The sequence below is a fragment of the uncultured Nostoc sp. genome (assembly GCF_964245445.1).
GTDB lineage: Bacteria > Cyanobacteriota > Cyanobacteriia > Cyanobacteriales > Nostocaceae > Nostoc.
Genome location: NZ_CAXTNE010000091.1, coordinates 1 through 11,096, shown reverse-complemented (window position 1 = coordinate 11,096; position 11,096 = coordinate 1). Strand labels below are relative to the sequence as shown.

Annotated in this window: 8 protein-coding genes and 1 pseudogene; 8 read left to right on the top strand and 1 reads right to left on the bottom strand. The window is 43.6% G+C overall.

The features are described 5' to 3' along the window. Nucleotides 1–518 (top strand): WD40 repeat domain-containing protein (locus ACFE90_RS16780; RefSeq protein WP_375502412.1); only part of this gene is annotated, 518 nt, incomplete at its 5' end. A gap of 165 nt (nt 519–683) precedes the next feature. Here ACFE90_RS16780 and ACFE90_RS16775 read toward each other — a convergent pair. Continuing rightward, nucleotides 684–1,031, bottom strand: coding sequence for a hypothetical protein (locus ACFE90_RS16775; RefSeq protein ID WP_375502410.1), 348 nt, complete (start codon nt 1,029–1,031; stop codon nt 684–686). 631 nt (nt 1,032–1,662) lie between these two features. Between ACFE90_RS16775 and ACFE90_RS16770 the strand changes: the two genes are divergently transcribed. The 7 genes and pseudogenes from ACFE90_RS16770 to ACFE90_RS16740 all read left to right on the top strand — a co-directional run. Beyond that, nucleotides 1,663–2,499, top strand: coding sequence for a photosystem II manganese-stabilizing polypeptide (locus tag ACFE90_RS16770; RefSeq protein ID WP_375502408.1), 837 nt, complete (start codon nt 1,663–1,665; stop codon nt 2,497–2,499). A 750-nt stretch (nt 2,500–3,249) separates the two neighbouring features. Continuing rightward, a complete protein-coding gene (locus tag ACFE90_RS16765; RefSeq protein ID WP_375502406.1) occupies nt 3,250–4,026 on the top strand; it encodes an RNA polymerase sigma factor SigF in 777 nt (258 codons plus the stop codon). 164 nt (nt 4,027–4,190) lie between these two features. Further along, nucleotides 4,191–5,042 (top strand): hypothetical protein, encoded by an 852-nt coding sequence (locus ACFE90_RS16760; protein WP_375502404.1) that lies wholly within the window; start codon nt 4,191–4,193, stop codon nt 5,040–5,042. Nucleotides 5,043–5,044: 2 nt separating this feature from the next. Further along, nucleotides 5,045–5,296: a hypothetical protein gene (locus ACFE90_RS16755; RefSeq protein ID WP_375502402.1), complete on the top strand. Its 252-nt coding sequence runs from the start codon at nt 5,045–5,047 to the stop codon at nt 5,294–5,296. 483 nt (nt 5,297–5,779) lie between these two features. Next, nucleotides 5,780–6,019, top strand: a complete 240-nt coding sequence (locus ACFE90_RS16750; protein WP_375502400.1) for a helix-turn-helix domain-containing protein — start codon at nt 5,780–5,782, stop codon at nt 6,017–6,019. A gap of 5 nt (nt 6,020–6,024) precedes the next feature. Then, the gene (locus ACFE90_RS16745; protein WP_375502398.1) at nt 6,025–10,572 is read left to right on the top strand and encodes an ATP-binding protein; all 4,548 of its coding nucleotides are present in this window, start codon (nt 6,025–6,027) and stop codon (nt 10,570–10,572) included. A 103-nt stretch (nt 10,573–10,675) separates the two neighbouring features. Then, nucleotides 10,676–11,044, top strand: a pseudogene (locus tag ACFE90_RS16740) (ATP-binding cassette domain-containing protein); the annotation flags it as partial. Nucleotides 11,045–11,096: the final 52 nt, after the last annotated feature.

The following is an 11,096-nucleotide window of genomic DNA, read 5'->3' as shown; positions in this document are numbered from 1 at the left end:
AAACTGTGAAACTGTGGCGACGGGATGGTACTTTGCTCAAAACTTTTTCGCCCCATGACAGTTGGGTGTTAGGTGTTAGCTTTAGTCCTACTGACGAGTTACTGGCTTCTGCCAGCTGGGATAACACTGTAAAACTGTGGCGACGGGATGGGACGTTATTAAAAACCTTATTAAAGGGGTACAGTGATAGCGTTAATGCCGTTACTTTCAGTCCCAATGGTGAATTGCTTGCCGCAGCCAGTTGGGATAGTACAGTGAAACTCTGGAGCCGTGATGGCAAATTAATTAAAAGTCTTAATGGGCATCATGCTCCGGTATTAAGTGTCAGTTTTAGCCCAGATGGTCAAACACTAGCATCAGCGAGTGATGACAACACGATAATCTTGTGGAATTTACATCTTGACGACCTACTTGTTCGTGGTTGCAATTGGGTGGGCAATTACCTCAAACACAACCACAATCTTGAGGAGCGCGATCGCCTTCTTTGTGATGGTATAACTAGTAAAAACCTTTTTTAATTACAAATTACGTTAGCCTTAACGATAGTAAGGAACGAGCGTCCCTAAGAGCATCATTACGAATTACGAATTAGCTTGAAGCCTCAATGAGCAACCGCTTTTAGTTTAGCGGTTGATGAGGCGATCCAAGTTGTTAATTCAGGCTAGAAATTTATTTTGAGATCATCAGCCGCATGAGCGATCGCTCTCCAAAACTTCATGATTATTTTCTGCGGGAGCCTCTTGTGGCAAATTTGCTAAAAAGGCTTGTAATCTCATGCGCTCAATATAAGGCCAGCCTCCCTCAGACTCAATATCTTTCAGTAGTGAGTAGAGTTGCCGACGGTTAACAGGCAAACTCTCTTGAAAAACCCCGTCTCGAATCTCTCGGTGTAAATGCTCCAATTGCCTAAGCATTGCCAAAAGAGCTACACTATCGCCTTGACAATCTTGAACTGCATCATACACCACAGTTGCGATCGCTTGGAGTTTACAGGACAACTCCCCTGATTCAAGATTTTTATTATTGTCCATGCCATCCTTTCCGTATAAATGAGGTCAACTCAAATTTACCGGAGATTTTTAATTTTCCCTAGTTTGCCAATAGTTCCTCTAGAAAATGAACCTTCTGTAGGCTTCTAAATGAGTTTTTTCTGGAATCTCCCTTTCCCCCTGTCCCCTGTCTCTTCGTTGAGTCAGGGGTGAATATAACTAGATTTGTATCTTTATCAAAAGCAATTGCGATCACTCGTAAAAGAGCGTAGTAACCTTTACCATAGCCTCCACGGCAGCTAGATGCGATCAGGATGAGACTTTCTTGAATTTTGAGTACTTTGATTTTGAGTTAAAAAAAATCGTATGATCTGGCTGATTTACCCATCAAACAATGGGCTGTATGTAGTGGCGTCACATACATGATACAAAAAGACTTAGGCGACGCCGCTTTTGCTATATGCAAGAGCAAAGTGCGAAGCAGCGACACGTTTAAGTACGTTTAGCAGAGAAAAGTTTGAGTGGCGACTGCCAACCTTATACGCCCGGACACTTGTTTCAACTCAAGAATCAGAGCAATGCAGTGTCCGATAAAGGATGGCTTCTCGTCAAATATCAAAGCTTCGATGCAGTTTTACAACTTAGATATTAATTTTTGAGATTGAGGTTGACCATGAGGTATCGCGCTTTAATTGTTGCATTCTTGGCTTTGTGCCTGGGGCTAATAACTGCTTGTAGTGATGCTCCTGCTGTTAGTAGTGGTAGAGATGTACTCACTTACGATCAAATTCGCGGCACTGGCTTGGCTAACAAATGCCCCCAACTAACAGAAACAAGCCGTGGCTCCATTCCCATTGATTCTAGCCAGTCATACACCATCAAAGAACTTTGTTTAGAACCAACTAGCTTTTTTATCAAAGAAGAACCTGCTAATAAACGCCAACAAGCAGAATTTGTTGCTGGCAAATTGTTGACCAGATACACTTCCACCATTGACCAGGTGCAAGGCAACCTAAAAATTAACCCAGATAATAGCCTTACCTTTGAGGAAACTGATGGTCTTGACTTCCAAGCCATCACTGTGCAACTTCCTGGTGGTGAGCGAGTACCTTTCCTCTTCACCATCAAAAACTTGGTTGCTCAAACCCAACCCAGTTTGAGCAGCATTAACACCTCTACGGACTTTGAAGGCACTTTCAAAGTTCCTTCCTATCGTGGTGCTGCCTTTTTAGATCCAAAGGGTCGTGGTGTCGTTAGTGGCTACGATAATGCTGTGGCTCTCCCCGCCCAAGCGGATGATGAAGAACTTACCCGCACTAACGTCAAGCGTGCTGAAAATCTTAATGGCAAGATTTCTTTGCAAATCGCTAAAATCGATAGCTCTAGTGGTGAAATTGCTGGTACTTTCGAGAGCGAACAGCCATCTGATACTGATTTAGGTGCTGGCGAACCTAAAGAAGTTAAGATTCGCGGTCTATTTTTTGCACGGGTTGAACCTACTCGTGGCTAAACTCTCTGGAGTTAGGTAACTGACTGGCATTCAGAACTACAATTCTGTAAACATCAGGTTTCATAACAAAAGTTAACTTTTTTGCCCCCATTTTCAGGGCTATTCCATTCCTATAAAAGCATTACAGCGACGAAAAGAGACAAAGGTTCAAGGGGAGACAAGAGAAAAATTCTTCCTTCCCTTGTTCCCAGCTTTTCAAGAGGCTTTTAAAGAATGAAACAGCTCTGCCTTTTTTTAGGCGTTTTTCACAAAGAGGAAGAAACTTTAAATACAACAAAGGGCGAGATGCCTTTTGTTGTATCTTTTTGCGTAAATTTACGTATTATTTTCTGCAAATTATTAGTAATTTTTAATTATTGGATAAGTTTTGGTTTAATGAACACGTAATTTTACTGTAAATCAAACTTTTGCTTACCCAACAAAATTGTAGCTACTGTTGTTTTGTTTATAAAAATTAGCTTCAGCATTAATTAATTAAAGTTAAGTACAATCTCGGTTTTATATTTGGTAACTAATTTTATATTTTATTTCTATGTAGTCCCTAAAACAACTACAGTTCATATCGATTTTGCTTATTTAAACTTTGCTCGATTGTCAAGCAAGTCTATGGAATTTTCTTTAGAAAAAAGTTGTTATCTACCAGAGAATTTGCTAAGGCATATAGCACGACATTATCTTTGATATCGTGCGCTCGCAGCTGAGTTTAAAAGTGAGGAATTAATTGTTGATTTACTTAATGAACACGGTGCTATGCCTACCACAACAACCAATGAACTGAAACAGGAAATTTGGCAGTTGTTGCGAGAATATCAGCAATCTCCGTCAGAAAATGTTCGGAATAAGCTGGTAAAACTTAATTTTGGACTTGTGAGAAAAGAAGCTCACTACTGGACGAATCAATGTCATGAAACCTACGATGATTTGCTCCAGGTTGGATCTTTGGGTTTAATCAGGGCGATTGAAAAATTTGAACTTTCCAAGGGACATGCTTTTAGTTCCTATGCTCTTCCCTATATTCGAGGTGAAATTCAACACTATCTTCGAGATAAAGGTGTCACCGTGCGAATTCCTCGCAAATGGTTAGCACTGCAACAGCAAGCAATAGGAGTGTCACGTTCTTGGCGTGAAAAGCATAATCGCCAACCAACAGACTCGGAATTAGCCACAGCACTGGAAATTTCTCCAAATGAATGGCAAGAAATTAAATTAGCATGGATAAATCGCGCTCCCTTGAGTCTCGATGTGCCAATCCAAGATGGAGAAGAAGGCTCTACCTGTTTGGGAGAATTAGTTCCAGATCCTAACTATCGCAGCTTTCAACTAGTACAAGAAGACCAACTTCGCTTGCAACAAGCATTGGTTCAGCTAGAACAACGCACCCGCGATGTGTTGGAATGTGTGTTTTTACAGGATTTAACACAAAAACAAGTTGCAGAACATCTGGGAATTAGTGTAGTAACAGTTTCCCGTAGAGTTAAGAAAGGTCTGGATTTGATGAAACAGCTTATGGGTGTGGCAGAAGATTGATTGCATAAACACCAAGCCGCAGTTATGCCCAGTATGCAGTGCTAAAAATAACCCTCAAAATTTAAAAAGTTAAGTTATAAAGAGAACATACTTTGCCTTTGATACAAATTTTAGGCATGTTGATTTCAACTTTCCAATTTTCCAATGGCTTTTGAGAACAGCTCATGGGCAGAAATTTAAAAATTACAATTGCAGCTATGTTAACTTTAGCGATCGCTGGATGTGCTTCTGAAGATACACCACAAGCGATCAATCCTGCGCCAATTCCCAAAATAACAGCAAAGTCGCCATCAACGACTCAATCCTTTAAGAATCCAGTGATACCTGCCAAAGAGGTTTCACAAGTTACCCCCGCATCTGCTAACTTGATTCAATCCACTAATGCTACAGAGCGGGCACGGTTTGTTCAGGTATCAAAAGACCGGGCTGACCCGTTTGCACAACTTTTCGGGCAGACTCCCGGAATGCCGCCTAAAACAATTGGAAGACCTGTTCCCGTGTTGCCTAAGCTACCTACTGCATCCTTAACAGTCCGAAAACTTCCAACACCCAACATAGCTTTAAATCAGAAAAAAAATAAGATTGCTTCTGTACCAAAAAAAGTCAATCCTAGTTTGATTTCAATCTTACCTAAGGTTTTGCCTCAAGTTGTCCCCAATCCAGCTTTAATATCTGTATTGCCACCGCCAGCACAACCTGAGTTAGCAAAGGCAGTTGTTGTGACTGGTGTAGTTTTAATTAGTAAGGAACCACAGGCAATTATCAAAGTACCGGATGAGCCGACGAGTCGCTATGTGCAGGCGGGACAGCGATTAGCAAATGGCGTACTGGTTAAACGTATTGAAATGAATCAGGGCTACAATCCGATCGTGATTCTAGAACAATATGGTATTGAAGTTGCCAAAATGGTAGGAGAAGGGGCTATCAATTCGACGCCGTCAGCTGCATCTGCTAGCGGCAATCCTGTTTCAGTGACAACGCCCCCCTCAAATCCTTTTAATGTTGGAGCTTCATAACGATGGAGACTAAGGAAAAAATTGAATTCGCTGGTTTGCCTTTAGCTGTCTATAGAGAGATAGCAGCTCATTTACATCAAGTCGAAGGGGTAAAAGTGGATTTGATTCCCCAGTCATCCCAACAGTTTGATTACAATCAAAGTCAAATTGGTGGCTTGTGTATATCGTGGACAGCAAACTCTGGTTTAGAAAGTCGGCAACGAGTTAATCAAATTTTGGCTTACTATCAAAATCGCTATATGAATCCTATTTGATTTGTGAAAATTGAAATTTTAGATTCCCGATTTCTCAAAGAAATCGGGAATTTTGTTGTTCACAAATGACTAAGTAGAGCTAGCCCGTTTCAAAGTGGGTAAAAATTTTGCTCGATAAACTTTAACCTCTTAATGTGTTCTCTGTGTCCAATAAGGTTAAATAAAATGCTTTTGAACCGCTCCAGACGCAAAGAAGCCAGTGCGTTGCGTGGATTCCCCGACTTGTACCCCTATGGGGAAGCAAGCTACATTCTTAGCGTTCCCGCTCTTTAGCAACTGGCGCGGCGCAAAGAAAAAAAAGAGATTTTACCAGTCACCTTGAAAGAGCAAGTCTTACTACGAACTTGTTCACCCCTCGTAACTAAAGTGACAGACTACTAGTAAGAAAGAGCCTTCATTGGCAATAAACTTGATTTGCGGATATTTTTACATTTATCACATCTGTTATAGTCTAGATAGTTCAATTGAGGAAAGCCCAACTTGATGGCAGCCTTGGAAGATGTAAAAATTGCAGCGTTGATTCGGGAAGCTCGGCAGCTACTGCAACTGTCTCAAGTTGAGTTTGCTAGCAAAATCGGTGTGTCATTTCAGAGTGTTAATCGATGGGAGAATGGACGAAATAGACCAATTCCCCTAGCGCTCAAGCAGATTGAAAGATTGTTACATGATATGGGAGAACCAGGTGAAAACCTATTAACCAAATACTTTAGCAATCAGGACTAGCAGCAATGACACCTGAAAGAGAAGGTCTAGCTGTTAACAGTGTTTTTATTGAAGGTGGCGAAATTGGAAGCCTGATGCGATCGCTCGATTGGTCGCAGACTGCTTTAGGTTCTGTGGCTGATTGGCCCCAGAGCTTACGGAGTGCCATTAGCATCTTGCTGGCTTCTAAAGCTCAGATTTGCCTTTTCTGGGGTTCGGAATTAATCACGCTTTATAACGATGCCTATCGCCCTGCTCTTGCCTCAAAACATCCCTGGGCGCTCGGTCGCCCTGCCCATGAAGCGTGGAGCGAAGTCTGGAATGTTTTAGAACCTTTGCTTAAGGGAGTTGTGGCGACAGGAGTTGCATTCTGGGCGCAAGATCATTTATTTTTCGTGAATCGACACGGTTACATTGAGGAAACTTACTTCGATGTCTCCTACGACCCTGTGCGAGATGAAAGCGGGAAAGTTGGCGGAGTCTTTTGCATTGTTAGTGAAACAACAGGACGAGTGCTGGGCGATCGCCGTTTACAAACCCTAAGCTTACTAAGTAGAGAAACGGCTCAAGCAAAGACCACAGAAGCGGCTTGTCTGTCTGCAATTCAAGCCTTAGCAACAAATTCTCATGACATCCCGTTTGCCATGCTGTATCAGGTGGAGGCAGATGGCAGCAGTGCAAATTTGGTTGCAACTACTCCAATGGAGGAAACAGTAGCAATATCGAGAGTGAATTTAACTCAACACAGCGATGCATGGAAACTCATACAAGTTTATCATACCGGGGAAGCAGCAATCGTTGATGATTTGACAACTCGCTTTGGGGCTTTGCCCACAGGAGCTTGGGACAAGCCCCCCTCTGCTGCTTGGGTCGTGCCGTTGATTCCACCTGGACAAAAACAAATCGTTGGATTGCTGGTATTGGGTATCAATCCCCACAGGGCTTTTGAGGAGGATTACCGGAAGTTCTTCGATTTGCTCGTAGGTAACATGACGATCGCGATCGCTAATGCCCGTGCTTATGAAGAAGAACGCAAGCGATTGGAGGCATTAGCAGAACTGGATCGAGCTAAAACGACCTTCTTCAACAACGTCAGCCACGAATTTCGCACTCCCCTAACGCTGATGCTGTCGCCACTGAAAGAGACGTTAACCGAATTAGATGGAATTCTTCCAGCCAAAGCCCAAGCAAAATTGGAGATGGTGCAGCGCAATGGCACACGGTTGCTCAAGCTAGTCAATACGCTGTTAGATTTCTCACGCATTGAAGCCGGACGCACCATAGTTAGTTATGAGCCAATGGATTTAGCTACGTATACCGCAGAACTGGCAAGTATTTTCCGGTCTGCTGCTGACTCGGCGGGGCTGCAATTAATTGTGGATTGTCCTCCCCTAGCAGAACCCGTTTACGTAGATCGCCAAATGTGGGAGAAGATTGTGTTAAATCTGCTCTCCAATGCATTGAAATTTACCTTTGTTGGAGAGATTGCAGTTTCTTTGCGCCCGGTTGACATGATGGTATCATTGGTAGTACGCGATACTGGTACTGGAATTCCGGCAGATGAGGTTCCCCGGTTATTTGAGCGGTTTTATCGAGTTAAAGGTGTCAAAGGTCGCACCTTTGAGGGCACGGGCATTGGGCTGTCGCTAGTGCAAGAATTAGTCCAGATGCATGGTGGGACAATCACCGTTGACAGCACCTTCGGTCAAGGCAGTACCTTTACTGTCCAATTGCCAACTGGAACGGCTCACTTACCCCTAGATTGCCTTAATGCTAGTCAAAGCAGTGTTTCTACTGCTTCTGGAGCAATGTCTTATGTTGAGGAAGCTTTAGGGTGGCTCCCGAAAGAAACTCTTGAGGAGGAATTCTCCCCTGCTTCTTCTGCCCGGATTCTATTGGTGGATGACAACACCGATATGCGGAATTATTTGCGACGGATTCTTAGCGAGTACTACAACGTGGACGTGGCAATTGAAGGTGAAACCGCCTTAGCTGACGCATACAACGATCCGCCTGATTTAATCCTCAGCGATGTCATGATGCCAGGAATGGATGGCATTGAGTTGCTGCGGCAGTTACGGGCTGATTTAAGAACGCGCGAAATTCCCATTCTGCTACTGTCTGCGCGGGCTGGAGAAGAATCGGCAGTCGAAGGATTGGAGTCTGGGGCAGATGATTACTTGGTGAAGCCATTCAGCCGACGGGAATTACTGGCACGGGTTGCCGCCAATCTAGAGTTAGGACGAGTGCGCCTTGCTGCGAGTCAGCAACGTTTTCGTTTTCTGGCTGAATCCATTCCCCAAATGGTGTGGACGGCTGATACAATTGGTCGGGTAGATTATTACAGCCTTCGCTGGCTTGACTACACTGGGTTGACACTAGAGCAAATCCAGGAGTTCGGTTGGCAGAACCTCATCCACCCAGAGGAACGAGAACACACTATCTCGGTGTGGACTCAAGCCGCTCAAATGGGCACAAGCTACGAAGTTGAACATCGCTTGAGACAGGCAGATGGAACCTATCGTTGGCATCTCACCCGCGCTTTACCAATGCTGAATGAAAACAGTCAAATTATTCGCTGGTATGGCACTTGCACAGATATCAGCGCTCACAAACTTGCACAAGAAACCTTACGCCGATCTGAAGAACGCTATCGAACGCTGTTTGAGTCCATTGACGAAGGATTTTGCGTGATCGAAATGCTGTTTGATGAAAACGACACACCGAATGATTATCGTTTTTTAGAAATCAATCCGTCCTTTGAGAAACAAACGGGACTCAAAGACGTACAAGGCAAAAGGATACGTGATCTAGTTCCGAATCATGACAAGCATTGGTTTGAAATTTACGGCAAAGTAGCCATGACGGGCGAACCCATTCGTTTTGAGAATCGCGCTGTTGCCCTACAACGTTGGTTCGACGTTTATGCATTCCGCATTGGGCAGCCGCAGCAGCGACAAGTCGCCGTTCTTTTCAAGGATATTAGCGCTCGCAAACTTACCGAAGCCGCCCTGCGAGAAAGTGAAGAGTTAAAGCAACGAATTTTAGACAGCAGTCATGATTGCATCAAAGTTTTAACGTTAGATGGGCGGGTACTCTACTTGAATCAAGGCGGGCTGCATCTTCTAGAAATTGATGATCCTGCGTCCTTTCTTAAGGCCGAGTGGATTAGTTTTTGGGAAGGCGAAGACCGAGAAAATGCCGCTTCGGCGATCGCCACAGCCAAAATAGGTAATGTCGGTCAATTTCAAGGCTACTGTCCCACAGCCAAAGGCAAGCCGAAGTGGTGGGATGTGATTATTACTTCCGTCCGAAATGCATCAGGAATTATTGCACAACTCTTAGTTGTCTCACGCGATATTACAAAGCAAAAGCAAGCGGAAGCTGAACGCGAACAACTTTTTTTGCGTGAGCAAGCTGCGCGTGAACAAGCTCAGACAGCAAATCGGATTAAAGATGAGTTTCTGGCTGTGCTATCACATGAATTGCGATCGCCCCTCAATCCTATTCTGGGTTGGTCTAGGTTGCTTCGCAATGGGACATTAAATGCCGCAAAAACGGCTATCGCTTTGGAAACAATCGAGCGCAATGCCAAACTCCAGGCACAATTAATTGAAGATTTGTTAGATATCTCTCGCATCTTGTCTGGCAAACTCAATTTAGAAATGGCTCCTGTTAACTTGGCATCCACGATTGAAGCGGCTATTGAAACCGTGCGTTTAGCAGCAGAAGCGAAGTCAATTCAAATTGAGAGAGTATTTGACCCAAATATTGGGCAGATTTTGGGAGATTCTGCTCGTTTACAGCAAGTATTTTGGAATTTGCTTAGTAACGCTGTAAAATTTAGTTTCGCTGGTGGACGGGTTGAAATTCGGTTAGAGTGCCAAGACTTGCAGGCTCAAATTACTGTTAGCGACACGGGTAAAGGTATTAATCCAGACTTTCTACCCTACGTGTTTGAATCCTTTCGTCAGGCGGATGCAACAACAACTAGGAAGTTTGGCGGATTAGGGTTAGGGTTGGCGATCGTGCGTCATCTAGTTGAACTGCATGGAGGTACTGTTCAGGTAGACAGTGCTGGAGAAGGACAGGGAGCCATCTTTAGTGTTAGGTTTCCCTTAATGAAAGCACAAAGTTATAGCCAGAAAGTACAAAAGGACTCCTCATTATTGACTTTTAACGCCTCACCTCTAACAGGAATACGGTTACTAATTGTTGATGATGATCAAGATATTTGTGATTTTTTAGGCTTTGTCCTTGAACAGGCGGGAGCAGAGGTTTGTATTGTAACATCGGCAATAGAAGCACTCGAAGCAATAGAGCAATCACCACCAGATATTTTGTTAAGTGATATTGGAATGCCAGAGATGGATGGCTATATGCTGATTCGACAAATTCGAGCCATGCCACCCGAACAAGGTGGACAAATTTTGGCTTTAGCCCTCTCGGCTTATGCTGGAGAAGTTAATCGCCAACAAGCTCTAGCCGCCGGATTTCAGCAGCATGTTGCCAAGCCAATAGACCCAGACACATTAATTGCAGTCATTCTAGATATAATCGCCAAGAGAAATTAAATTTCAAGATAAGGGTGTAGATGCTTCTGCGGCTTCTTGCAGGGAGGATTAGCTTGCTAGCATCAATTGGCGATTTTAAATTTTTAATTGGAGCAAAGTGACTATGACTGCTGCTGTCTTTCTAGAAAATGTCTACAAGTTTTACAACAATGTACCTGTAGTTAATGACCTGTCATTCCAAATTGAAGCGGGGGAAATATTTGCTTTACTCGGCCCGAACGGTGCGGGTAAATCAACCACGATTCGGATGCTGACTACACTAACAAAACCCTCCCAAGGACGGATAGAAGTAGGTGGATATGATGTGAGAAGCCAAGCAATGTTGGCAAAACAGAGTATTGGCGTAGTCTTGCAGCAAGTAAGTGTGGATAATGATTTAAGCGTTTGGGAAAATATGGAATTGCATGGGAGGCTACATCACATTAGCAACCCACAGCGACAAAAACTAATTAATCAATGGCTAGAGTATGTGGGAGCAACGCGATTTGGTGAGGTAGGATCAAAAACCAGCGATCGCTAAAAAT